The sequence below is a fragment of the Mesorhizobium sp. M1066 genome (assembly GCF_040318635.1).
Lineage (GTDB): Bacteria > Pseudomonadota > Alphaproteobacteria > Rhizobiales > Rhizobiaceae > Mesorhizobium.
On record NZ_JAMYMR010000030.1, the window covers coordinates 47,277 to 72,012 of the forward strand.

Genomic DNA, 24,736 nt, shown 5'->3' on the forward strand with positions numbered 1-24,736 from the left:
GCAAGCTTACCGGTGAGCGGAGAGCGGCACGACATTGTTGGGCTGCTTGGCGCTGGTCGACAAGAAGCGCTTGATGTTGCGCGCCGCCTGCCGGATCCTGTGCTCATTCTCGACCAGAGCGACGCGCACGAATTCGTCGCCATGCTCGCCGAAGCCGACACCGGGCGCCACGGCCACGTCGGCATGTTCGATGAGCAGCTTGGAGAATTCGAGCGAGCCGAGATGCCGGAACGGCTCCGGGATTGGCGCCCAGGCGAACATCGATGCCGCCGGTGCCGGAATGGTCCAGCCGGCGCGGCCGAAGGCATCGACCATCACGTCGCGGCGCTTGTGATAGATATCGCGCACTTCGGCGATGTCGGCGCCGTCGCCGTTGAGCGCGTGTGCCGCCGCCACCTGGATCGGCGTGAAGGCGCCGTAATCGAGGTAGGATTTCACCCGCGTCAGCGCCGAGATCAGCCGCTCGTTGCCGACGGCAAAGCCCATCCGCCAACCGGGCATGGAGAAGGTCTTCGACATGGAGGTGAACTCGACGCAAACGTCGATCGCGCCAGGCACCTGCAGCACCGAAGGCGGCGGATTGCCGTCGAAATAGATCTCCGAATAGGCAAGGTCGGACAGGATGATGATGTCGTTCTTCTTGGCGAAGGCGACCACGTCCTTGTAGAAATCGAGCGAAGCGACCAGAGCCGTCGGGTTCGAGGGATAGTTGAGGATCAGCGCCAACGGCTTCGGGATCGAATGCTTGACGCCGCGCTCGAGCGCCGGGATGAAGCCGTCATTGGGCTCCACCTGCAAAGAGCGGATGACGCCGCCCGACATGATGAAGCCGAAGGCATGGATCGGATAGGTCGGGTTCGGGCACAGGATCACGTCGCCGGGCGCCGTGATCGCCTGCGCCATGTTGGCGAAGCCTTCCTTCGAGCCAAGCGTGGCCACCACTTGCGTGTCGGGGTTGAGCTTCACGCCGAAGCGCCTGCCATAGTAGGCGGCCTGGGCGCGACGCAGGCCCGGAATGCCGCGCGACGAGGAATAGCGATGCGTGCGCGGGTCGCGCACGACCTCGCATAATTTGTCGACGATAGCCTTGGGCGTCGGCAGGTCCGGATTGCCCATGCCGAGGTCGATGATGTCGGCGCCACGCGATCGGGCACTGGCCTTCAGCCGGTTGACCTGCTCGAACACGTAAGGCGGAAGCCGGCGAACCTTGTGAAATTCTTCCATGGCAGTTCCAGACAGCGAAGGGGGTGTTGGGCGCGCGCTATATACTTATTTGCAGGTAGGGTCGAGGGTGGGGTCGCATTTGGCTTCGATCTGCCTCAGCGTTTCGTCGCCATGCTTCTTGGCCAGATCCGTCAGCGCCGCCTGGTTGGCGACCTTCGGGCCGCCGCCCTTTGCCGCCTGCGCATTCTCATCCGCCTTCAATTGCGCGAGCTTGGCGTTCTTCTCGGCTTCGGTGAACTGCGACGCCGCCACTTGCGGCTTGATGTTCAGGTTCGGAAAGGTGCCGGTATCCTTCGGCCCCGTACCCGCAGCGACAGGCGTCGGGCCATTCGTGTTGGTGCTCGAGCACCCGGCAATCCCGATGAGGACGATCGCCGCGCCGATGCGGCAAAAACGTCCGGCACCGAAAAAAACAGTCTCGCCAATATTAATCGTCATATTGTTTCCCTGGCAGCCGAGGTAGAGCGAGATTGGCCCGGTCGGATGTCCCATGTTAATATGTCAAGAAAAGGCCTCGGGAGGAACCCCGCCAACCATGTCCAAAACACCCGATTCGGGCAAAGCGGAAGATGACGAGCCTTCGACCGTCGAGCAATATCTGGTGAAGGACCCGGAACGCTTCGCCCTGAACATGGCGCGCATGATCGAGCAGGCCGGCAAGGCAGCTTCCGCCTGGGCTGAGCCGCGCGAAAAAGGCGACGTGCGCGACCATGTCGCCGAGCCCGTTGTCGATATGGTGAAGACCTTTTCCAAGCTCAGCGAATACTGGCTTGCCGATCCGCAGCGCGCGCTGGAAGCGCAGACGCGGCTGTTCTCCGGCTATATGACGGTCTGGGCCAACGCCATTCAGCGCACCAGCAACGCCGCGCAAGACACCGAAGACGCGGTCAAGCCGGAGCGCGGCGACAAGCGCTTCCTCGACCCGGAATGGGGCCGCAATGCCTTCTTCGATTTCCTCAAGCAGGCCTATCTCGTCACCTCGCGCTGGGCGGCCGATCTGGTCGAGCACGCCGAAGGTCTGGACGAGCACACCCGCCACAAGGCCGGCTTTTACGTCAAGCAGGTGTCCAACGCCATCTCGCCGTCGAATTTCATCCTGACCAATCCGGAACTGTTCCGTGAAACCGTCGCCTCGAACGGCGAAAACCTGGTGCGCGGCATGAAGATGCTGGCCGAGGACATCGCCGCCGGCAAGGGCGACCTGAAGCTGCGGCAGGCCGACTACTCCCCCTTCGAGATCGGCCGGAACATCGCCACCACCCCCGGCAAGGTGGTCGGCCGCAGCGACGTCGCCGAAATCATCCAGTACGACCCGGCGACCGAGATGGTGCTCAAGCGGCCCCTGCTGATCTGCCCGCCATGGATCAACAAATTCTACATCCTCGATCTGAACCCGCAGAAGTCCTTCATTCGCTGGGCGGTTGAACAGGGCCACACCGTGTTCGTCATCTCCTGGATCAATCCGGACGAGCGCCACGGCACCAAGAGCTGGGAAGCCTATATCCGCGAGGGTCTGCAATACGGCCTCGACACGGTCGAGAAGGCCACCGGCGAACGCGACGTCAACGCGATCGGCTACTGCGTCGGCGGCACGCTTTTGGCGGCGGCACTGGCGCTGATGGCGCAAGAGGGCGACGACCGTATAAAATCGGCCACATTCTTCACCACGCAGGTCGACTTCACCCATGCCGGCGACCTGAAAGTGTTCGTCGACGAAGAACAGGTCGCCGCTGTGGAGAAGTCGATGAGCGAAAAAGGCTATCTCGACGGTACCAAGATGGCGACCGCCTTCAACATGCTGCGCTCAGGCGACCTGATCTGGCCCTATGTCGTCAACAACTACATGCGCGGCAAGGATCCCCTGCCCTTCGACCTGCTCTACTGGAATGCAGATTCCACCCGCATGGCGGCGGCCAATCACTCTTTCTACCTGCGCAACTGCTATCTTGAGAACAATCTTTCGCAAGGCACGATGGAACTGGCGGGCCACACGGTTTCGCTCGGGGACATCACCATCCCGGTCTACAACCTCGCCTCCAAGGAAGATCACATCGCGCCGGCGCTTTCGGTGTTCCTCGGCTCGAAATATTTCGGCGGCACGGTCGAGTATGTGATGGCCGGGTCGGGCCATATCGCCGGTGTCGTCAATCCGCCGACATCCAACAAATACCAGTATTGGACCGGGGGTACGCCGACGGGCGACTTCAGCCAGTGGATAGTCAATGCCACCGACCATCCAGGATCCTGGTGGCCGCATTGGCAAGACTGGATAGAGGCCAAGGACAACACCCGCGTGCCTGCCCGCAAACCGGGCAAGCATATGAAAACCTTGGGTGACGCTCCCGGCACCTATGTGAAAGTACGTGTGTAACGGACTGTAATGTGTGGTGAGTTGACGGACCGCCAAAAGCGGGCGAAATGGTGTCGTCAACCATCAAGCGGCCGTAATTCGGCAATCACCGCAAAAATACTTTCAGGCTTGCGGATTTGACACAGGTCTCGTTTCCGGATCGGAGACAAAGGTCACCCTGGCATCGACGCATGCGTGTGGCGCCAAGGATATACCGACCGGACATCGAGGGGGAATTTGACTTTGAAATCAGCAGGATGGAGCCTCGCAAAGGGAGAACGCCGCGCCATTGTGGCTGCGCTCTGCTCCTTGCTTCTGGCCTCCTGCACTTCGGCTGGCGACCCGACAATGTCGGTCGGAATGCCCGGTTACAATGCCACCGCATCGGACATAAGCGCTGCCTCCAGCGGCAAGGCGATCGCCTCCGATTCGTCTGATATCACGACCGAGCAGACGACGGTGATGACGGCAAGCGATACGGCGCTGCCTGAAAAGGTGGCCTATGTGCCTGTGTCCAAACCGGGAGCTGCCTTTCCGCTCACCACGCCGGCGGGCGCCGAAACCATCGTTGGAAACACGCCGCAATCGCTGACGCAGCAGGCACAGACCGCGCAGCAGACCGACGCGGTCGCCCAGCAGATTGCCACTGCCGATGCCGACGTGGCGGCGCCGAAGCCCGCTGCCGCTCCGGCCATGAACAACCCGGTCTATGTGACGGCTGGCGAGATGCCGCAGGCCGAAGCACCAAAGAAGAAAGGCTTCCTGGCCTCGATGTTTGGCGCAACGCCAACCTCGGCGACACCAGCCCCCCTCATCAGCAACGCCCGGACGGGCGAGCAGCCCCCGGCGCAGGCAAAAGCGGCGCCAGCAGCGGCAAAGCCGATCATCACGCTTGCCTCGGCCAATTCCACGGCCAAGCCGGTGCAGTTGGCTTCGCTCGGCGGCGATACCGGCCACGTCACTGGCAGCGATGCCCTGCCCGGCGTGCGCCAGACGGCCCTGTTCGAGATCAAGCGCAAGTCCGGCCTCGACGACGAAAGCGACGTCGACCTCAACGAGGATGAGGGGCCAATCGGCGGCTCCTATCAAGTTGCGTCCGCCGCCGGCATGGCCCGGTTGGCACCCAACGGGCTGCTCAAGCAGAACGAGAGCGTCGACGTGGCCTGCCTGAAGCCGTCGCTGGTGCGCGTGCTGAAGACGATCGAAGGTCACTACGGCCGCAAGATGATGGTGACGTCAGGCTATCGCGACCCGGCCCGCAACCGGCGCGCCAACGGCGCTAAAAATTCGCTGCACATGTATTGCGCCGCCGCCGACATCCAGGTGCCCGGTGTTTCGAAGTGGGAACTGGCGAGCTACATCCGGACCATGCCCGGCCGCGGCGGCGTCGGCACATACTGCCACACAGAATCGGTTCACGTCGACGTCGGTCCCGAGCGCGACTGGAACTGGCGCTGCCGCCGGCGCAGCGGCGGTGACGGCTAGCGCGGATCTGAGATCTGCTGGCGGCCAAGATCGTTCCGTTGGCATCCCGAATATCGGATTGGCCGAAGCCTTCCCAACTTCATCATTCCGGAGCAGAGCGATGCGGCGTCCCCGCTAATCGTCAAGCTCGCCAACCTCGGGAAATCGTTGATTTGGCAGGCCCGGAAAAAAGTTGTCCAAGGTGGCACCTGACGGGTTGCCGGTTGCGCACAACGCCAGTATAAGCCGCTTCGTCTGAGCGCGCCCATCGTCTAGCGGTTAGGACACCGCCCTTTCACGGCGGTAACAGGGGTTCGATTCCCCTTGGGCGTACCAGAAAAATTGGCGTTTAGCGCAAACTTCCCTCCCAATGTTGGCCAATTTCGCTTGGCTCTCTGCCGCGGTCTTCAACTGACGCGCAGTCTTCCGCGATCACACCATAGGCTAACGCGGTCACACGGGTCATAATCCCGCTACAAAGTGGTCGATTCCTCAGGGATGTAGCCGCTCCAAGAGCCCGCCGCAGGTCGCCCCCGTGGCGGGCTTTTCATTGCACGGTTGAGTTGGGCTCTCGGGGCACTGCGATGACGGGAAAAACCCGCAGTGGTAGGTCCGTGTTTATTTGCCTGGTGCGCGTGCGGAGCCTACCTGAAACGGGCGCCCGCCGCTTAAGACGCCCCTCTTCAGCGCTTCAACCGGCATCCGCCAATGCGAAGTCAGAAGCCCGTTATAATCCACGGATTGGAGTCGTATCCAAGACGCGGCTCTGCCTTTGCGCCGCTATCTTCCGATTTGGCGGTTCCCGTGAAACCACAGTCCAGATTTGGAACGGGCTTCTTGGCTGACGGGTTGGTGGAACACAAGGCGGCGGCGTCACTGACCGCCGCCTTCTTTTCCTTGGCAACAGCGACACCAGTTGCAGCGAAAACGAAAGCCGCGCAAAATATAGCCACTCTCATTGGAACCCCCACATTGCACCCGACAGATGGTCGGATATGACCTTACGTCACCTTAATATTAGCACTACTGAATATATTATCTAGCCCCCTGCCATCAAAAGCAGGCTGAGTGCCAAGCTTGCATCGCGACCGCCAAAACCGGTGCCGATCTGGACACCAGCCGGCATAGTCGGATTCTGCTCGCGGAGAAGGACGTGGATCGACAAAACACAGGGGCTGATCAGGCCAAACGCTGGCGGGACCGGGCCCTGCGCGGTCGCCGCAGGCGTCTGTCACACAACATCGTGTCGTGGGCGCTGATCCTGACGGCGATAACCATTCTCGGTGGCCTGATCGCGTTCAAAGCGTACAAATAAGCAGAGCCCTAGCGCGCATTCTCGCCGATGGCTGTCGGCCTCAGCCTAGCCGCTGCCAAGCAGCGGCACCGTAACGGTTGTCGCGTAGTTGATCGGGAAGGAACTGAAGTAGGGAAAGTCGATGACGAAGGCATAGGCGGCGGTCAGATGCGCCATGCGGAAGCCGCCGCTCACCGGGTCGATGGCGATGGTGACGTTCACGTCCTTGAACCCCAAGGCCTGCAATTTCTGCGTGGCGATCGATTGAATGTCGGCCTGGGTCAGCGTGTTCTTAAGCTGCAGCGAGCGCGCTGACGTCTCCAGCGTATAGCGAACACTGGAGACCGAATGCATCGACCAGCCAAAAGCGAATATTCCGAACAGCAGCATGACAAGGAAGGGCGCGATCAGCGCGAACTCCAGCCCGGCCCCGCCCGATCGATCCCGCCGGAACGTGCTTACCCTAGCGGACACGGATCATCTCCTGGTGACCGATGACGGTGGAAGTGGCAAATGCGCCGAAGGCAATTGGCGGCACCCAGGTGCCCGATGCCTGTATCTGGACATAGATCGACGGCACCTTCGGCCCACTGCACATGGTGGAAGCCTCGACCACGGTCGTCCCGCACATACGGATGTGGCTTAGTGTGACCTGGCCGTCTTCCGGTCGATTTTCCCAGCTCGCAATGGCAAGGGCCTGGGTCGCCGCATCATCGGTCGATCCGCTCATGACCAGGTTCGCGGCGGTCTTCACACCGGCGCGCATCGACAGTGAGCTCGTTACGTAGGACCAGCCGTCCAGAATACCAAGCAGCACCAGGCACAGAATGGGCAGCACCATCGCGAACTCGACCGCCGCAACGCCCGAATCATCGCCAAGGATCGGCATCGATCGGCGCCCCACGGAGCTACTCGGACAGTGCCACGGACCGCGCGGCTGGAATGTTGGGCACTCCGAGGCTCGAGCAATCCTGATTGATGGTTGAGTTACCGGACCATTGAATCGTATTGGCGACGACCCTGGTGCAGCCGCCATTGCCCGAGAAGTTGCCAAGATAGCTCACTTGCTGCTTGGGGAAATAGATGGCCCCGGTCAAAAGCGATTCCGCTGTGCCGTTGAATGTGCTGGATGCGCTCATGCCGGTCCTGTCGCCGTAGAACAGAACGCCCGAGTAGGTGCCCGAAGTCGCGGCGCTGAGCTTCACGGACGCATTGCCATTCATGCTGACGGTCGAGCTGCCCGACATGAAGATGGTCACCCCGGTGCCGGTGATGGCCGCGTTGGCGTTTATCCTGAAACTGCCCTGGACGACATAGACGCCGGGCGAAAGCGTGACATTGCCCTTCAGGTTCATGCCGCTGCAATAGGTGCCTGGACCGAGCGTCGCCTTGTTGTCGTTCTGGCAGGGGGCCGAGGACGTCGGAGCCGGCAGATCGGCAAATGGATCGCCGGCAGGCAGCGCCTGGGTGATCGGGGCCGCGCAGACGGTCGTGACGGGATTGCTGAGAGAGACACCGCCCGCCGATATCAGGCAATCGGCCTGCAGGCCTGCCGAGCCCTGAAGCTTGATGGCGTCGGAGGCGATGGAATTGGACATCACCGAGCAGCCGGTGACCTTAACGCTGGTGTTGCCGGAAAACAGCACCGCCTGCGACGCGGACGGATCGAGCGCGAGTATGCAGGCACTCGAGGCATCGGTAATGACGGCCACCGCCCTCGCCTGTTCGGGAACCTTGTCCTGCGTGAAGATCAGGGTGAACATCCGGTCGAGCTGCTGGCCGACGATCACCTCGACCGCTTTTTTCGCCGTATTCGGACCAGACACCGGCGGCGTATTGACGACGATCGTGCCCGAGCCCAGCCCGTTCGACGCCGCGGACTGGGTCGCGGCCGCGACGATCGTCTGCTTGTCGGAACCCGAAATCTGTTCGAGCGCTCCGGCATAGGCGGCTGCATCGGCCGTCGCCTGTAACCTCAGGCTGTTGTAGTACCAATAGGACGTCTCCACGCCGAAGCCCGCAGCGCCGACAACGACCGGCAAGGTGAGGGCAAAAATGGTAGCGACATTTGCGACCGTGCTCCGGCGCATGGCGTCCATTACAAGCCGAAGACGGGTGAAGCTACTCAAGGCCATGGCTTAAATTAGAAAGCACGCATAAATGAACGAATGGCTAAAAAGTTCGTTGCATTTTTGAGCAGTGGTCCATTGGCTTCAAAAAAGAAGTGTTTCGCTGGCTGACCAACTCCCAAGCGCGCATTTTGGCAAATGCGCGAGGCCAGCACCGCGAGAGCGGGCGCGTCGGCTTGCGACAGGCCCCGGGCACCGTGCCGGCGAGCGATCCTGCCCTACCAGTTCACCCTGAACCCGACATTGCCGCCATAGGTCTGTACCCGGTCGGCGAACTTGCCGTCGAAGGTGGCGAACACCGATGTGGTGCTGCTCCAGTTCAGCTTGAAACCGGCGTTGACGGCGACGGCATCCTGCGCCGCTCCCGCACCCTGCACCACGAAGGCATAGCCCGGCGCTGCCTGGAAGGTTGGTTCGACAGAGCGGTCCGGTCTGAACTCGTGCAGCCAGGCCGCGCGGCCCCAGGCCTGCAGCGTCGCGGTCTCGCCGACAGCGACCGAGGTGTCGAGTTGCAGGCCGAGCGAGACCGGCAGCGAGATGATCGTACGATGCTCGAAGTCCAGCCCCAGCGCACCGTCGCTCGGCGATTCTTCCGAGAAACCCTGCATCGACAACGCAGAGAATTGCAGCCCGGCAAAGGGTGTGATGGCGCCTGAGCCCACCGGCTGCCGCCAGCCGGCCTCAAGCGTGGTGCCGAAGCCGGCGCTCATGAAATCGCCGGTCCAGTGCTCCCTTGATATCGCCGGCACCGGATTGAGCGGATCGGGCGCACCCGGAACCGAAGTGAAGCGGTCGGTCGTGTTGGAGTAGAGGTCCATCGCCAGCGAGCCGTTGATGTAGAACTGGCCCCACTTGCGCGCGCCATAGGCGCCGGCATGGCCGCCGACTATATTGCCGGAGGTTTCGCGATCCGGCACAGCGAACGAAGACGCCACCCCGCCGAGCGCGAAGCCCATCAGGATGTCGGGATCGCCCTGCGAGTCGAGGCCGGCGGCAAAATTGCCGGACTTGTAGCCAAGGCCGGCGCTGCCGACGATCGGGTCGCCGGAAACGACACCCGAATTGCCACCGGCCGTCGCCCAGTAATTCCAGCGCCGCTCATCGGGAGCCTTCACCATGTCGTCGAATGGATTGGCTTTGCCCGGTGGTTCCGCGTAGGCCGTCTCCGGCACCGCGACGGACTGGCTCATCGGATCCGTGGCCATCCCCATACGCCAGGCGTCCGACTGTCGGTTCATTGCCGCCTGGAAGGTGCTGTTGGCGTCGAACTCCGGCTGCTGGAAGCCGCTGACGCCCTCGCCCGAGATGGTGTCGTAGACAGCACCCAGTTGGTCGAGCGTCGGAATGTAGAAGATCGCACTGGCGATCTTGGTGAAGTTCGGCGACGTCAGATCGGTCTGGATCGCGTTGATCGCCGAACCCACCGCCGTCTGGTTCTCGGTCAGGCCGGCGCGGGCGAAATTGATGTCTACATTGAGGACGACATCCTCGGGATTGGGATATTTCAGCGAATACTGCGCCACCGCGCTCGGTATGGAGTTCAGCTTCAAACCTTTGTCGGTCACGCCGCCAAGCGCATGCAGGATGATATAATCCTCGTTGCCTGGCGAGGCCGCGCCTGGCTCCATGATGTTGATGTTGACGAAACCGTTGACGTCGGCCGTCCCCGTCACATCGATGCGGTCGGCCTCGGGGTCGAGATCGAGGTCGAGCAGATAGACCCCGGTGGCGGCTTGCGACCAGCTGCCATTGACCTCGGTGGTCATCACGCGGTCGAGCCCGCCGGGCGCCGCTAGGCCGTCATTGTTGAGCTGGCCGGTCAGGCCGAGATCGACGGTGTCGCCCATCAGGTAAAGGGCGGTGGCCCTGTTGTTGAAAACATTGAGGCCGCCGCCGAGTCCGACCGATCCGACTGTCGCGAAGTAATTGTCGAACGTGTCGTTGCCGTCACCGCCGCGCATGGCGTAGCCGTCGATCAGCAGCACCGAACGGACGAGACCGTTATTGGTCAGCAGATTGCTGTTGCCGTCCTTGAAGTTGACGCCGGCACCCGCACCGGAGCCGCCGGTGATCTTCACGCCGGTGGCGATGGTGACCTTGATGTCGCCATTGCTCGTGCCGCCGGCGCTCTGTTCCATCAGCGCGAAGGAATTCTTGCCGGTCACGTCAAGGTCGGCAGTCTGCGTGAACTCGATGCCGCCGCCGGTGCCGCTGCCCCCGGCAGAACCCGAGAAGCCCTGCGGGGTCGGCATCACGCTCGCCTGTTCGAGGCCGAGAAAATTGCCGACATGGCCGCCGACGCCGCCGCCGCCGCCGATGCTCTGGCCGAACACACCGACCGAATTGTCGCCGGTGATCACCATGGCGACATTCCTGTTGATGGTGACCTTGCCGCCATTGCCGCTGCCGCCATTGACGGCTTCGATGATGCCGTCGGTACCCGCCGTCACCACGCCGCCGCCGCCGCCGACAGACTGCGCGAAGATGCCGACCGAGCCGTCGCCGGTCAGCGTGATCTGGCCGGTGTCGGTGACCGTGACGTCACCGCCCTTGCCGGTCGCACCGGTGTCGCCGCCGATGAACACCGGCGGGCCGATCGTCGCTGCGATTGCGGTTCCGCCCGTGCCGCCGCCGCCGCCGACCGACTGTGCGAAGATCGCCACCGAATTGTCGCCGTCGAGCTGCATCGCGCCATTGTTGATGACGGTGACAATGCCGCCATCGCCACCGGCCGCACCCTTGCCGCCGAGCGCGATGGAGAGGCCGGCCGCACCGCCGGCCACCGAATAGGCCGCGCCGCCATTGCCGCCGCCGCCGCCGACCGACTGCGCCATGATGCCGGTCGAGCCGAAGCCCTTTGTGTGGATCACACCGTCGCTGAAATTGGTGACGTTGACGTCGCCGCCCTTGCCATTGGAGCCGCCGGCGCCACCGATGCCGAAAGTGAAGGCGCCGGGGCTGAGAGCCGCGGAAACGCTCATGGCGCCATTGCCGCCACCGCCGCCGATCGATTCGGCAAAGATCGCCACCGACGCATCTTCTATCGTCGTGATGCGGCCATGGTTGTTGACGGTGACGACGCCGCCGTCACCCGAACTGCCGCCATCGCCGCCAACGCCGATCGCAACCGGCACGATGCTGGCGGCGAACGCGCCGCCGCCATTGCCACCGCCGCCACCGATCGACTGCGCGAAGATGCCGTGCGCACCCAAGCCCTCGACGGTGATCGCGCCGGCGGCGTTGTTGGTCACGGTGACGTGGCCACCCTTGCCGGAGCTGCCGCCCTTGCCGCCGACCGCGATGAAGCCGATCGCCCGTCCGCCCGAGCCGCCGCCGCCACCGACCGACTGGGCGTTGATGGCATCGGCGCCGGCGCCGTAGGTGTGCAGGATGTTGAAGTTGGTGACGGTGACGACGCCGCCGGCGCCGCTCGAACCACCTGAACCGCCGATGGCGATCAGCGCCGGGATCGAGCCGGTGATACCGCCATTCTTGCCGCCGCCGGAGCCGCCGCCGCCGCCAACCGACTGGGCCTGGATCGCGTAGGAATCGATGCCATGCGTCTCGATCATCGCGACATTGGCGACATCGACCGCGCCGCCGCCGCCGCTGGAGCCGCCGCTGCCGCCGACGCCGAGAGCGGTGATGCCGAGCGAGCCGCCGGCGCCGCCGCCGCCGCCGACCGACTGGGCGAAGATGCCAACAGAATCATCGGCATGGGTGAGAATGCCACCGTAATTGTTGACGATGACATGGCCACCGGCGCCTGAAGCGCCACCGCCGCCGCCGATCGCCAGCAGCGCGCCGGCGCCGCCGCCGGACCCGCCGCCGCCGCCGACCGATTGCGCGAAGATGCCGGCCGAATGCCCCAGTTGTGCACCCCCCGGCGCCCCGCGGGCCCCGGGCGCCCACGGCGTGGTGCCGAAGGTCTCGATCGTGGCCATGGTCACCTGGGACAGATCGAGCTTGCCGTTGGTAACGGTCACTGAGCCGCCATTGCCGCTCGCACCAGCGCTGCCGCCGAGGCCAACGGTGCCGACCGCGCCGGCCATGCCGTCGCCGCCGTCACCACCGCCACCGCCGACAGACTGCGCGTGGATGCCGTCCGACTTCTGGCCATGCGTGGTGATGATGCCCTCATTGCTGACGATGACGGTGCCGCCGGATCCACCGCCGGTGCCGCTGCCACCGATGGCGACCGAGCCGGAACGCTTGAGACTTGATGTGCCGAGCGGGGCCAAAAGAATTGTCGGGTCAAGCGGCACGTAGGGAATGGCGACAAGGCCGGTGGTGCCGATATAGGCGTCGCCGCCCATGCCGCCGCCGCCGCCGATCGACTGAGCGACGATGCCCGACGACTTGTCGCCATGGGTGGTGATGAAATCGTAGTTGGAGACGTTGACGGTGTTGCCGTCATTGGCCGTTCCACCTGCCCCGCCGACTGTCGCCTGCAGGTTCCAGTTCGGCTTGCCGCCGGCCGGTTCGCAGACCTTGGCCAGCGTGCATCTTGCGCCGAGTTGCAGCGAGATCGAGTTCGAACGCCCGCCGGTGCCGCCGCCGCCACCAATCGACTGCGCCAGGATGCCGAATGCACCCATGCCAGAGGTCTCGATGCCGCCATGCTGCTCGATCGTGACCGTGCCGCCCTTGTTGCCGTTGCCACCGGAGCCGCCGACCGCGACGCTGACATTGGCCTGCGTGCCGGGATTGTTGCCGGAGAGGCCGAGCACGCCGGTGATCGCATTGCCGCCGGAGCCGCCACCGCCACCGATCGACTGCGCGAAGATGCCGTAGGCGCCGTCGCCATTGGTAACCGTCTGTCCGGCCGCCAGCAGACCGGTCTGCAGCAGGCTGTGGTTGGTCACGACGACGTCACCGCCATAGCCGCTGTCGCCGCCAAAGCCACCGACGCTGACGCCGACATTGAGATTGGTTCCGGTGCCGAGCGAACCGATGGCCGCCGAGACGGCCATGCCGCCATTGCCGCCGCCGCCGCCGACCGATTGCGCCTGGATGGCATGTGCTTCGAGACCATAGGTCGAGACAGCGCCGTTGTTGTCGATCGTCGCCTTGCCGGCATTGCTGCCGACGCCGCCAAAGCCGCCGACGCTCGCCGACAAGGTCTTGGCGTCGGTCCCGGCGATGACGCCCGAAATCGACATGCCGCCATTGCCGCCGCTGCCGCCGATCGACTGCGCGAAGAGCCCGACCGCCTGGTCGCCCCCGGTGATGGTCGCGCCGTGGCGCGTCACCAGCACGTCGCCGCCAGCGCCACCGCCACCGCCGACACCACCCACGGAAGCGCTGATCTGATTGCCGTTCTCGCCGAGGCTGAGGCTGGTGGTGACGCTGAGGCCACCATTGCCGCCGCCACCGCCCACCGACTGCGCCAGCACGCCGAAGGCCTTGATCCCGGTGGTCTGGATGATGCCGGTCGAGTCGACCGTGACGTTTCTGCCGTCGCCGGCCGAGCCACCGAGGCCGCCCAGTGAAGCCGAAATCGCCGCCTTGGTGCCCTGCCCCTTGCCGAGCGTACCGTTGACGGCCGCCGCGAACGAGAAGCCGCCGCTGCCGCCGCCGCCGCCGACCGATTGCGCGAAGATGCCGTTGGCGCCATTGCCTTCGGTCAGGATGTTGTCGACCGAGGTGACGGTGACGGCCTCGCCGTTGCCGGCGCCGGCGCCGAAGCCGCCGATGGAAATGCCGATGGCAGCCTTGGCGTTCGGACCGGTGACCGAGAGCGCGCCGGAGAAACCGCCATTGCCGCCGCCGCCGCCGACCGATTGCGCCATGATACCGTTCGCATCGCCACCCCTGGTGTGGATGGTCGCATTGTTGTTGGCGAGCGTGGTACCGACATTGCTGTTGACGATGACCGCGCCGGCATCCTTGCCGAGACCGCCAAAACCGCCAATGCTGACACTGGCGCCGCCGGCGCCGTCGACCGTCATGTTGCCGGCGATGGAGAAGCCGCCATTGCCGCCGCCACCACCGATCGACTGTGCCAGGATGCCGTTCGAAAGATCGCCGGTGGTGTCAATCGTGCCGGTGTTGTTGACGGTGACCAGCCTGGAAATGCCGCCGCTGCCGCCCTTGCCGCCAACGGACACCGAGGCGCTGCCTTGCTTGCCGGCCCCAGACAACGTCACGGCCGCGCCGCCATTGCCGCCGCCGCCGCCGACCGACTGCGCGAGGATGCCGTTCGAATTGGCTTTGATGGTGACGATGTTGCCGATGGAGGTGGCCGTGACGACATCGCCATCGCCGCCACCGCCGCCAGTACCACCGACACCGACGCCGATCGCGCCGCCATCGCCGACGATGGCAAGAGCGCCCGTGAAGCCGCCATTGCCGCCGCCGCCGCCCACCGACTGCGCCAGGATGCCGTCGGCCTTGCCGCCTTCGGTGCGCAGATTGCCGGCGCTGGTGACGGTAACCGATTTTGCATCGCCGCCGGCGCCGCCACCGCCGCCGAGAGCCACCGACAGACTGCCCGTGCCGCCCAGGCTGCCGGAGACCGCGAAGCCGCCATTGCCGCCGCCACCGCCGACCGATTGCGCGAAGATGGCATGCGAGCCATCGCCATCGGTCTCAATATTGCCGTGGCTGTCGACGGTGACGATGTTGGCGTCGCCGCCGCTGGTCCCCGAACCGCCGACACCGACGCTGCCGGCAAGGTCCTTGCTGCCCGAGAGCGCGATGGCGAAGCCGCCATTACCGCCGCCGCCGCCGACGGACTGCGCCAGGATGCCGAAGGCGTCTTTTCCGCTGGTCAGGATGTTGTTGTAGCTGGCGACAGCGACCGTGCCGGCATTCGACGCTGCTCCGCCGCTGCCGCCGACGCTGACGCCCAATCCGCCACCGCCCAGCCCGATTCCGAGGCTGCCGGCGAAGCCGCCCGAGCCGCCGCCGCCGCCGACCGATTGCGCGAAGATGCCGGACGAGTTGTCGCCCTGGGTCCAGATCTTCGCGGCGGTGCCGGCAGGCGCCTGCAACACCGGCTGGCCGTTCAAGGCAACGCTGTAGCTGTTGACGATCACATTGCCGGCGATCGAGCCGGTCGCGCCCGCGCCGCCAATACCGACGCCGATGCCGGCATTGCCGGTCGTGGCCGAACCCGCGACCGCGAAGCCGCCATTGCCGCCGCCGCCGCCGATCGACTGTGCCAAGATGCCGTTGGAGAATTTGCCCGTCGTGGCAATGGTGCCGGTACTGGTCACCGTCACCGCCTTGCCGACGCCGCCAATGCCGCCCTTGCCGCCGATCGCCACCGATGCCGTCGCTGCGTCCGGATCGCCGAGCGCGCCGCTGACGGCCACGCTGAAGCCGCCATTGCCGCCGCCGCCACCGATCGACTGCGCGATGATGCCGGACGAATTGTCGAAATTGGTCGAGATGTTGCCCGTCGAGGTGACGGTGACGATGTCGGCGCTGCCGCCGCCGGCGCCCTTGCCGCCAAGCGCCACGCCGACCGCGATCGACTTGCCGCCGCCGAGTGTGCCGGCAAAGCCGCCATTGCCGCCGCCGCCGCCGACCGATTGCGCCAGAATGCCCGCAGCACCGGTGCCGCGCACGTCACCGGACGTGAAATCGGCGCCGGTCGAAATGTTGCCTGTCGAAATGACAGTGACGCCGAGCCCATTGCCGGCCGCGCCGCCGCTGCCGCCAAGCGCGACGCCGATGCCGGCGTCCATTCCGAGCGCCAGCGAGACGGTCGAGCCGCCATTGCCGCCACCGCCACCAACCGACTGCGCCAGGATGCCGATCGCCTGGTCGCCGGAGGTGGTGATGTTGCCGGTCGATGTGACATGGACGATATCGGCGTTGCCGCCGCCCGCACCCTTGCCGCCGAGCCCGACGGCGGCACTGACGCCTTGCAGCGTGATCGAACCGGCACCGGCGAAACCGCCATTGCCGCCGCCGCCGCCAACCGATTGCGCCAGGATGCCGACCGACTGGTCGCCATGCGTTTCGATGTTGCCGGTCGAGGTGACGGTCACCGAGCCGGCGGTCTGGCCGGTGCCGCCACTGCCGCCAACCGCGACCGAGGCGCCCAACGCACCCGTGGTGAACGTGCCGGCAACGCTGAAGCCGCCATTGCCGCCGCCGCCGCCGATCGACTGCGCCAGGATGCCGGCGGCCTGTTTACCGTAGGTGGCGATGTTGCCGTAATTGTTGACTTCGGCATGCTTGCCGATACCACCCGTCGCGCCGCTGCCACCGATCGAAACCGAGGCCGACCCGCCGGCGCCCTCGAAGGAGCCGGAGCCGCTCAGCGTCACGGCGAAACCGCCATTGCCGCCACCGCCGCCGATCGATTGCGCCAGGATGCCGATCGAGCCGTCATCAATCGTCAGGATGCTGTTTTGAGTGACGGCGTTGCCGACTTTCTTGCCGTTGTTCACGGTTGCCGTACCGGCATCGCCGCCACCACCGCCCGAGCCGCCAAGATTGACGCCGACACCGACAAGGCCGCCGGCCGCGATGCCGCCGGAGAAGCCGCCATTGCCACCACCGCCGCCAATGCTTTCAGCCTGGACGCCGACAGCATTCTTGCCTTCCGTGACGAGATTCCAGGTGCCGGCATAGCCGGTGGCAACCGCATGATTGGCGCCATCGGCATTGATGACGACGTTTCCGGCCGAGCTGCCGTCGGCGCCCGCGCCGCCAAGGCCGACGCTCGCCGCGCCGCCGCCAAGTGCTGCCGAAACGGTGAAGCCGCCATTACCGCCGCCGCCACCGATCGATTGCGCCAGGATGCCTGCCGAATTGTCGCCGGTCGTGTGGATCGAGCCGGCGCTGCCGACGTTGACGTCCGCACCGGCGCCGCCGCCGGCGCCCTTGCCGCCAATGTTGACGGCAATGCCGACCGCGCCGCCGATAGCCCCGCCAATCGAATAGCCGCCATTGCCACCGCCACCGCCGACCGACTGCGCGACGATGCCGCCGGCATTGTCGCCGGCCGTCGAAATGTCGCTGAGGCTCGATACGGTGACGAGTTTCGATGCACCGCCCGCGCCGCCATTGCCGCCAATGCCGATCGCCGCCGCAAATGTGCCGGTGGCGTTGACCGCAACCGCGATTGCCGCGCCGCCATTGCCGCCCGTACCGCCGACCGATTGGGCGAAAATGCCCCGAGAGCCGTTTCCATAGGTGGTCAGAGATCCTGCGGTCTCCACTGTCACGGTGTTGCCGTCGCTGGCGTTGCCCGCGGCCCCGCCCATGGCGAGCGCAAGCGCTCCCACCGCACCCGAGACCGAGAATCCGCCATTGCCGCCGCCGCCGCCGATCGACTGCGCGAAAACGGCATCGGACATGTCGCCATGGGTGATGATAGAATAGGCGGTATCGTTGGCGTCGCGCAGCACCTCCACGGCGCCGGACGTACCACCACTCCCGCCCGCGCCGCCAAGCGCCACGCTGAAGCCGATGCCGCCGGAGAAGGCGCCGCCGCCATTGCCGCCGCCGCCGCCCACCGATTGCGCGAAGATACCGGCCGAATTGACCGAACCGGCACCATCTTTGCCGGTCTCGATATCGCCGGCGTTGGTGACCGTCACCCGAGCGCCGTTGCCGCCGAGGCCGCCGGAAGTGCCGCCATTGCCACCGCCGCCGCCAACCGATTGCGCGAAGATGCCGGCTGATTGCTTGCCGTCCGTGTCGATCGAGCCGGCCGCGGTGTTCGTCACCTCGACGATGCCGCCATTGGTGGTCGAGGCACCATTGCCGCCGAGCGAGACGAGGCCCCCCGAATTGCCGCCATTGCCGCCGCCGCCGCCGATCGACTGCGCCAGGATGCCGTTCGATTCCTGGCCATGCGTGATGATAGCGCCCGAATTGGTGACGCCGACGGTCACGACGTTGGCGGGACCGCCATTGCCGCCGAGACTACCACTGCCGCCCGAGGCGAACAGGCCGAAGTTCGAACCGCCGTCACCACCGCCGCCACCGATGGTCTGCGCCAGGATGCCTTGCGAATTGTTGCCCCAGGTGGTGATCGCGGCATTGTTGGTGACCTGAACGATGCCGCCATTGCCACCATTGCCGCCGCTGCCGCCGGAGGAGGAGAACAAGCCGAAACCACCGGCGCTGCCGCCGCCGCCGCCGCCGATCGACTGGGCGGCGATGCCATGCGAATAGATGCCATAGGTGGTGATCGTGGTGCCGGCGCCAGTGAAGACATTGGCGTTGCCGCCGCTGCCGGCCGGGCTGCCGCCGCCCGGATTGAAGACCAGGCCGCCGCCGCCGCCGCCATTGCCGCCATGGCCGCCCTGGCTGATGGCGACGATGCCTGCAGAGTAATTACCTGATGTCTCGACGGTGCCGCCGTTGAAATTGACGGTGGCATTGCCGCCGACGCCGCCCAGGCCGCCATCGCCAGCATTGCCCGAAATGCCTTTGGCATCGCCGCCGTCACCGCCGTCACCGCCGACGCTGCTCGCAACAATGCCAGCGTTCGGGCAACCCATGGGCAGCACGCAATTGTTGCTGGTCCTCACGGCCCCTGTGACATTGACGGTGACGGTGCCGCCATCGGCACCGTTACCGCCATCGCCACCATTGGAGAAGACATAGCCGTTGCTGCCATTGCCGCCGCGGCTGCCATTCGAGGCACCGAGCACGCCGATGGTACCTGTTGCGATCACCGCGCCGCTGCCGGGCACATTGGCGCTGGCCCCCGGCTGGCTATAGTTGACCGTGAGTGTCGGACCGGAATTGCCGGATGGCCCGCCCGCAGCGGTAGTGGGTGGCGCGATGCAAGTTGTCCCCGACGGGGCACCGCTTTTGACCGCACAACTCTCGGCTGTCGCCGGATTGTTCCCTGAGGCCGGTGTCCCCGGCGTAATCGTGCAGTCGGCCGCGTTGCCGGTACTGCAGGTGTAGTGCTGGACTTCCGTTGCCGGCGCCGGGCTCGACCCCGTACCGGTCAAAGATATGCGGCTGGGGTCGATCGTCAGCGTGTTGACGTTGAGCGTCGTGGTGCCGGGTGCGGTGAAACTAAGGTCGGCGGGAGACGATATTGCATCGGTGCAATTTTCGACATTTCCACCGGCAGCGACGCAAGCCGCCCTGGCGGGGTCGGTCGAACTCACAAGCAATGCAGACGCCATGAGCAACGCCACGGCCGCCAGCCTCGCCCGACCTGAAATGCCCCGAAATCTCTGTCTCAACCACGAAACAACACGAGACTCGACTGCTCTCGATCGAACACGAGTCATCATCACCCCCAGACCCGCGCCGCATCGGCACGAATCGCCCCTTGCTAATGCAACCTATCAGATTGCAGCAGCAACGGGGGCTCCCAAGAATTGAGGTGATGTAATTTAGGTGCGCTGTTGCCGCTTTGGCACAGAAATCACAGAAAGGCCGGTTTTTTCACACTATTGGAGAAAATATTCGAGGCCGGATGCGCGAACATTTGCTTCAAGCGGAAAGAATTGGCATCGACTCCGAGGCCGTATCAGCCAACATCTCTCGCTGCACGGCCAGGAAAAACCTGCGCACTTCATCGCTGGCTGCCGTTCTGTCCCTGCCGGATCCGACCACAAGATCGAGCAACTCCGACGCCTTGGCTCTCCAGAACGAGGTGGCGGTCTCGCCATGCAGGTTGCCGAGCTTGGCAGCAACCTCCCTGACCAAGAATACCTGACGGTCGATCGGGAATGCACGGACTTTTTCTGGGGACATCTTCCAAACCATGAGACTGACGCAACGAATCAACCATCGCCAACAAGCAATGGCGTAGCCGGGAAGGTGGAAACGGAAGCTTAACGGCGCTGACGTGGGTGCAGCGTGCTGCGGTCGTCGGGGACGAAAAGGGCGCAGCCCTACGCTCGCGACATCGCCGCGTGCGTTCAAACGCGATCGTTGACGTAGGAATCGGGGCAAGCGAAACGGACGACGGCCCTCAGGCCTGGAGCGCCCTCGCCTCACCGCCGCGCTTGCGCGGCGTCATCATGTCCCTGGCCATCAGTCCACTGGCGCGGCAAAACGCCATGAATGCCCGGCAGGCATCCTCGGTCTTGACCACATCCACCGTGGCGCCAAAGCAGGCGTTGAACGCTTTCTGATAGATCGGGCCCTGACGGCGCGCAGGCCAGTCCTGGAGAAAATCGAGCGCCTGTTCGACGCCATAGATTTCCTCGACTGGCAGATCGGATCCAGGCGCTATGCGCACCGGCACCTCGAATTGCAGTCTATCCATTTCCCGTCTCCCGAACGGCGTCGCCGAGGCAACGCCGTTCGTCGTCAAAAGTTGCTTTGACCGGCTTTTGGCTCAGAAATGTGTCGTCTCTTGGGTCGCGGGCCACATCGCGCCAAAGAAATCGCGCATCCGAGATCTGTCCTGGGTGCCATATGCTCACTGGTTCGCCGAATCCGTCTCCGCGTCGAAGGCCATGCGAATGGCGGTGATCAGTACAAATGCCGTCGGCACGGCGAAGATGCCGCCGAGAACAAGGGCCGCCATCGCCGACAGGCCGAGCGTCTCGGCAACCGCCCAATAGACGGTTCCGATGCAGATGAGCGCCTGGACGCAGAGGAACGCGGCAGCCGAAGCCACACGCGACAGGGTTTTGAATGTCTTGATGCGTTGTTGCATGGAAATGATCCGGAAATGACGCGCCGCGCGACCGCTGCGCGGCCGACAGCCGCCGCACGATCACGACGCAAACAGGAATAACGATGAGGTGAAGGGTACGGTTCTGGACCGCTCAGGCCGTGATGGTCGGCGGTGCGCGCGGCTGGTTGGTGCGCGCCCCGGGAACCGAGGCGGCCCCATATCCCGAAACCATCGCTCTTTGCGATGTCCGTGCGGCCCAAAGAAAAACAGCGTCGGGGACCGGAAGCGCGGGATGGCCGCCGGCGAACTTGACCAGGAGCGGACGGCCGGCACGAACTTCCAGCGCTTGCGCCTTGCCGGTGACACGCAGCAGCGCCGCCACCTCGCCCGACCGCTCGACACCGACACTGGCACCGCTTGGCGCAGACCCCGCAAAGCCTAGCGCCGCCGGCAGGCCGAAGCATAGCATCGCCAGCAGCACCATGCCCATCAGGCATGAGCAGGCTGCCGTCAGCGGCGCTTCAGTCCATCCGGTTTGCCTGGCCGCCGCGAAGGGACGCGATCTCGAAAACATCACCCGCCCTAACGCACCATGGCCAGAAAGGGAAGCAAACCGAGTAAAATCCGGAAGCGCGCGGCCGCATCAGACAGTTCTTCCTTGAACCTTTTGCCCTCAAGTGCCAAATCTGGGGAAATTTTCACGCTGGCTCTCCTGCAGAGCCCTACCCGCTACACGGACAAAATGGTCACCTATCTCGACGCTGCCACGGCCCCGCTCAGAAATACCGGCCAGATCCGCCTCTATGGCGAGGATGGCTTTGCCGGCATGCGCAAAGCATGCGATCTCACCGCACGCTGCCTCGACGAGCTGGTGCCGATGGTCCAGCCCGGCGTCACCACCGAAGCAATAGACCGCTTCGTCTTCGAATTCGGCATGGACCACGGCGCGCTGCCGGCGACGCTCAACTATCGCGGCTACACGAAATCGTCCTGCACCTCGATCAACCATGTCGTCTGCCATGGCATTCCCGACAACAAGCCGCTCAAGGATGGCGACATCGTCAACATCGACGTCACCTACATCCTCGACGGCTGGCACGGCGATTCTTCGCGCATGTATCCGGTTGGCACGATCAAGCGCGCCGCCGAGCGGCTGCTCGAAGTCACGCATGAATGCCTGATGCGCGGCATTGCGGCGGTCAGGCCGGGCGCCCGCACCGGCGCCATCGGCGCCGCCATCCAGACCTTTGCCGAAGGCGAGCGTTGCTCGGTGGTGCGCGACTTCTGCGGCCACGGCGTCGGCCAGCTTTTCCATGACGCGCCGAACATCCTGCATTACGGCAGCGCCAATGAGGGCGTAGAGATGCGGCCTGGCATGATCTTCACCATCGAGCCAATGATCAATCTGGGCAGGCCGCATGTGAAGGTTCTGTCGGACGGCTGGACCGCGGTGACGCGCGACCGCTCGCTGTCAGCGCAGTACGAGCACACGATCGGCGTGACCGACACAGGGTGCGAGATTTTCACGCTGTCGCCCAAAAAGCTCGATCGCCCCGGCCTGCCGGCTTAGAGTGCCCGGTAGGAGGCCGTCTACGCCGACTGCACATCCGCGGCATTCGGCAGGTCGATGGTAACGGCCAGTCCGCTGGGCTGGTTGTCCTCCAATTCGATCCTGCCGCCGTGCCCCTGGACGATGTCGGCAACGATCGACAGGCCCAGACCGAAGCCATGCTTCGACGCAATGCCGCGCGACGCATCTTCCTTGAAGAATGGTTCGAAAACACGAGCACGTGCAGTCATCGGAATGCCCGGCCCGTCGTCCCCTACCGTGATGCGCGCCGCCGTGCCGGTCGCTGTCAAGGCGACCGTGACATTGCCAGCGAATTTGACCCCGTTGTCGCAAAGATTGGCGATCGCACGCGCCAATGCATTGGGCTTGCACCAGCCCAGGAGCCGGTCCGGCCCGGAATATGAGACAGGAAATCCGACATCGGAGAACTCGGCGCAGACGGTTTGCAGAACGCTGGCAATGTCGGCGCGCTGCAGCTTCTCCGTCGAAACATCGTTGCGCAGATAGGTCAGGGTCTCTTCGATCAAGATTTCGATGTGCTGGACATCGGACAGGATCGCGGTTCGGATGGGGCCATCATCCATGCGCTCGGCGCGAAGCCGCAGCCGCGTCAAGGGCGTGCGCAGATCATGACTGACGCTGCGCAACATGCGCGTGCGGTTTTCGATCATCGTGCGGATGCGCGTCCTCATCCTGTTCAGGGCGCGCGCCAACCCCACCATTTCAATGGAGCCGTGTTCGACGAAGAGCTGTTCGCCATTCTCGATCTCGGCCGAACCGACTGCCGCCGAGATGCGCTTCAACGGATCCGTCACGGCCCAAACCGCAAACAGCCAGATCAGCACGGGCAAGGCGACGAAAGCCATGAACCTATAGAACGAGGCACGGACGAGGCCCGATGTCAGCCAGGAATCGGGCATGCCGAAATGGGCCAGGACGTCCTGCTGGTCGAGGTCGATGACAAACGCGTATCGGCCGCCGATCCTTATCCAGCGTCCATCAACCGTCCCCCTGTCGATACGCAAAAGCCATTCGACACTTCGCCATTGCAGATAGGATTGGGGAATGCCGCGTATCTGGTCCTTGGGCAATATCTCGAAATCAAAGCCGGCCCGCTTTGCTGTCGCCAGAATTGCGCCACGCGCCTCCGCCGGCGTTTCTTGCAACAGGGCAACAACAACGGCTGCACGCCTTGCGTTGTCTTCCGCGGCGGGAAGGTCGACGCTCTCTATGAAAATCTCGACGACCGAACCGACGAACATGATCACGATCACCGCGATAAAAATGATCGCCACAAACTGCCCACGCACGGACTGTGGCAAGAAACGGCGGATGAAACCCCTCATGCTTCCTCCACCGTCGCGGTGAAGATGTAGCCACCCAAGCGAACGGTCCTCAGAAGCACCGGATCGCGCGCATCCTTTTCGATCTTCCTGCGGATTCGACTGATATGGACATCGACGCTACGCTCGATCGGCCCCGCGAGCCCGGCATGGGTTACGCCCAGAAGTTCCTCGCGCGAGAGAACCCGGCCCGCATTGCGACAAAACGCAAGCAACAGGTCGAATTCATGCGTCGTGGTCGTAACCCGCGCATTGTTGGGGTCATGCAATTGCCGGCGTATTGGATCGAGGCGCCAGCCGTTGAAACGGAGCACCTTCGACCAGTCCCGCTCGTCTGGAGCATAGGCTGTACGGCGCAGCAGCGCCCGTATCCTGGCCGTCAGTTCGCGTGCGCTGAACGGTTTCGTCACATAGTCGTCCGCGCCGATTTCCAGCCCGAAGATGCGGTCGATTTCCTCACCGAGCGCGGTCAGCATCAGGATCGGAATGTTGGTTCCGGCACGAAGACGGCGACAGATGTTGAGACCGTTTTCGCCGGGCAGCATGACATCGAGCACGATGAGATCGAATTTCTGGTTGCGAAGCGCGGCATTCATCTGGACGCCGCTCTCGGCAATTTCCACGATCATGCCGTTGTCGGTGAGCGTCTCGCCCAGCATGCGTGCGATCTCAAGATCGTCTTCGACAATGAGGATGCGCGAACCTTGCCTTGCCGACCTGGATTCGGCGCTCAAATCGCTTTGGTGCCGTTGCTGTGCCATTCCGGAGTTTGTCTAGCCTGCATTTGGTGCCTGGGTAGG

At 64.4% G+C, this 24,736-nt stretch carries 16 protein-coding genes and 1 tRNA gene; 5 read left to right on the forward strand and 12 right to left on the reverse strand.

The features are described 5' to 3' along the window. Nucleotides 1–6: 6 nt before the first annotated feature. Nucleotides 7–1,224, reverse strand: coding sequence for an LL-diaminopimelate aminotransferase (locus tag NKH52_RS27065; RefSeq protein ID WP_352440223.1), 1,218 nt, complete (start codon nucleotides 1,222–1,224; stop codon nucleotides 7–9). Nucleotides 1,225–1,269: 45 nt separating this feature from the next. Beyond that, the gene (locus NKH52_RS27070; protein WP_352735308.1) at nucleotides 1,270–1,662 is read right to left on the reverse strand and encodes a hypothetical protein; all 393 of its coding nucleotides are present in this window, start codon (nucleotides 1,660–1,662) and stop codon (nucleotides 1,270–1,272) included. Nucleotides 1,663–1,759: 97 nt separating this feature from the next. Here NKH52_RS27070 and phaC point away from each other — a divergent pair, with 97 nt between their 5' ends. The 4 genes from phaC (at nucleotide 1,760) to NKH52_RS27090 (ending at nucleotide 6,353) form a co-directional block, all read left to right on the forward strand. Further along, entirely contained in the window at nucleotides 1,760–3,595 is a 1,836-nt protein-coding gene (phaC, locus tag NKH52_RS27075) for a class I poly(R)-hydroxyalkanoic acid synthase (protein ID WP_352735306.1), read from the forward strand. Between the two features lie 216 nt (nucleotides 3,596–3,811). Continuing rightward, nucleotides 3,812–5,059 (forward strand): YcbK family protein, encoded by a 1,248-nt coding sequence (locus NKH52_RS27080; RefSeq protein WP_352735304.1) that lies wholly within the window; start codon nucleotides 3,812–3,814, stop codon nucleotides 5,057–5,059. Between the two features lie 240 nt (nucleotides 5,060–5,299). Then, nucleotides 5,300–5,374, forward strand: a tRNA-Glu gene (locus tag NKH52_RS27085). Between the two features lie 817 nt (nucleotides 5,375–6,191). Further along, nucleotides 6,192–6,353 carry a hypothetical protein gene (locus tag NKH52_RS27090; protein WP_352735302.1) on the forward strand — a complete coding sequence of 54 codons (162 nt, stop codon included), beginning with the start codon at nucleotides 6,192–6,194 and terminating at the stop codon, nucleotides 6,351–6,353. Nucleotides 6,354–6,398: 45 nt separating this feature from the next. Here NKH52_RS27090 and NKH52_RS27095 read toward each other — a convergent pair whose 3' ends face one another. The 8 genes from NKH52_RS27095 to NKH52_RS27130 all read right to left on the reverse strand — a co-directional run bounded on the left by NKH52_RS27095 (nucleotide 6,399) and on the right by NKH52_RS27130 (nucleotide 21,597). Then, entirely contained in the window at nucleotides 6,399–6,806 is a 408-nt protein-coding gene (locus NKH52_RS27095; protein WP_352735300.1) for a TadE/TadG family type IV pilus assembly protein, read from the reverse strand. Further along, nucleotides 6,796–7,221, reverse strand: coding sequence for a TadE/TadG family type IV pilus assembly protein (locus NKH52_RS27100; RefSeq protein WP_352735298.1), 426 nt, complete (start codon nucleotides 7,219–7,221; stop codon nucleotides 6,796–6,798). The genes NKH52_RS27095 and NKH52_RS27100 overlap by 11 nt, the downstream gene beginning before the upstream one ends. A 19-nt stretch (nucleotides 7,222–7,240) precedes the next feature. Further along, nucleotides 7,241–8,422, reverse strand: a complete 1,182-nt coding sequence (locus NKH52_RS27105) for a pilus assembly protein TadG-related protein (RefSeq protein ID WP_502908124.1) — start codon at nucleotides 8,420–8,422, stop codon at nucleotides 7,241–7,243. A gap of 257 nt (nucleotides 8,423–8,679) precedes the next feature. After that, nucleotides 8,680–19,572: a hypothetical protein gene (locus tag NKH52_RS27110; protein WP_352968120.1), complete on the reverse strand. Its 10,893-nt coding sequence runs from the start codon at nucleotides 19,570–19,572 to the stop codon at nucleotides 8,680–8,682. A 313-nt stretch (nucleotides 19,573–19,885) separates the two neighbouring features. Next, nucleotides 19,886–20,149, reverse strand: coding sequence for a DUF6074 family protein (locus NKH52_RS27115; RefSeq protein ID WP_352735292.1), 264 nt, complete (start codon nucleotides 20,147–20,149; stop codon nucleotides 19,886–19,888). Between the two features lie 220 nt (nucleotides 20,150–20,369). Beyond that, nucleotides 20,370–20,666, reverse strand: a complete 297-nt coding sequence (locus tag NKH52_RS27120) for a DUF982 domain-containing protein (protein WP_352735290.1) — start codon at nucleotides 20,664–20,666, stop codon at nucleotides 20,370–20,372. 156 nt (nucleotides 20,667–20,822) lie between these two features. Next, complete coding sequence (locus tag NKH52_RS27125) at nucleotides 20,823–21,062, reverse strand: hypothetical protein (protein WP_352735288.1); 240 nt, start codon at nucleotides 21,060–21,062, stop codon at nucleotides 20,823–20,825. A gap of 112 nt (nucleotides 21,063–21,174) precedes the next feature. Beyond that, nucleotides 21,175–21,597, reverse strand: coding sequence for a hypothetical protein (locus NKH52_RS27130; protein ID WP_352735286.1), 423 nt, complete (start codon nucleotides 21,595–21,597; stop codon nucleotides 21,175–21,177). A 168-nt stretch (nucleotides 21,598–21,765) separates the two neighbouring features. On the opposite strand from NKH52_RS27130, the gene map reads away from it, so the two are divergent. Beyond that, nucleotides 21,766–22,593, forward strand: coding sequence for a type I methionyl aminopeptidase (map, locus tag NKH52_RS27135; protein ID WP_013532002.1), 828 nt, complete (start codon nucleotides 21,766–21,768; stop codon nucleotides 22,591–22,593). Nucleotides 22,594–22,613: 20 nt separating this feature from the next. Here the strand turns inward: map and NKH52_RS27140 are convergent, their stop codons facing one another. Then, the gene (locus tag NKH52_RS27140) at nucleotides 22,614–23,939 is read right to left on the reverse strand and encodes a sensor histidine kinase (protein ID WP_352735284.1); all 1,326 of its coding nucleotides are present in this window, start codon (nucleotides 23,937–23,939) and stop codon (nucleotides 22,614–22,616) included. Next, nucleotides 23,936–24,697: a response regulator gene (locus NKH52_RS27145; RefSeq protein WP_032900681.1), complete on the reverse strand. Its 762-nt coding sequence runs from the start codon at nucleotides 24,695–24,697 to the stop codon at nucleotides 23,936–23,938. The genes NKH52_RS27140 and NKH52_RS27145 overlap by 4 nt, the downstream gene beginning before the upstream one ends. Nucleotides 24,698–24,736: the final 39 nt, after the last annotated feature.

Bases quoted from the DNA above. Each gene is read 5' to 3' on its own strand.
- NKH52_RS27065 (WP_352440223.1), bottom strand. From the start codon at position 1,224: ATGGAAGAATTTCACAAGGTTCGCCGGCTTCCGCCTTACGTGTTCGAG.
- NKH52_RS27070 (WP_352735308.1), bottom strand. From the start codon at position 1,662: ATGACGATTAATATTGGCGAGACTGTTTTTTTCGGTGCCGGACGTTTT.
- phaC (WP_352735306.1), top strand. From the start codon at position 1,760: ATGTCCAAAACACCCGATTCGGGCAAAGCGGAAGATGACGAGCCTTCG.
- NKH52_RS27100 (WP_352735298.1), bottom strand. From the start codon at position 7,221: ATGCCGATCCTTGGCGATGATTCGGGCGTTGCGGCGGTCGAGTTCGCG.
- NKH52_RS27105 (WP_502908124.1), bottom strand. From the start codon at position 8,422: ATGCGCCGGAGCACGGTCGCAAATGTCGCTACCATTTTTGCCCTCACC.
- NKH52_RS27110 (WP_352968120.1), bottom strand. From the start codon at position 19,572: ATGGCGTCTGCATTGCTTGTGAGTTCGACCGACCCCGCCAGGGCGGCT.
- NKH52_RS27115 (WP_352735292.1), bottom strand. From the start codon at position 20,149: ATGTCCCCAGAAAAAGTCCGTGCATTCCCGATCGACCGTCAGGTATTC.
- NKH52_RS27120 (WP_352735290.1), bottom strand. From the start codon at position 20,666: ATGGATAGACTGCAATTCGAGGTGCCGGTGCGCATAGCGCCTGGATCC.
- NKH52_RS27125 (WP_352735288.1), bottom strand. From the start codon at position 21,062: ATGCAACAACGCATCAAGACATTCAAAACCCTGTCGCGTGTGGCTTCG.
- NKH52_RS27130 (WP_352735286.1), bottom strand. From the start codon at position 21,597: ATGTTTTCGAGATCGCGTCCCTTCGCGGCGGCCAGGCAAACCGGATGG.
- map (WP_013532002.1), top strand. From the start codon at position 21,766: ATGGTCACCTATCTCGACGCTGCCACGGCCCCGCTCAGAAATACCGGC.
- NKH52_RS27140 (WP_352735284.1), bottom strand. From the start codon at position 23,939: ATGAGGGGTTTCATCCGCCGTTTCTTGCCACAGTCCGTGCGTGGGCAG.
- NKH52_RS27145 (WP_032900681.1), bottom strand. From the start codon at position 24,697: ATGGCACAGCAACGGCACCAAAGCGATTTGAGCGCCGAATCCAGGTCG.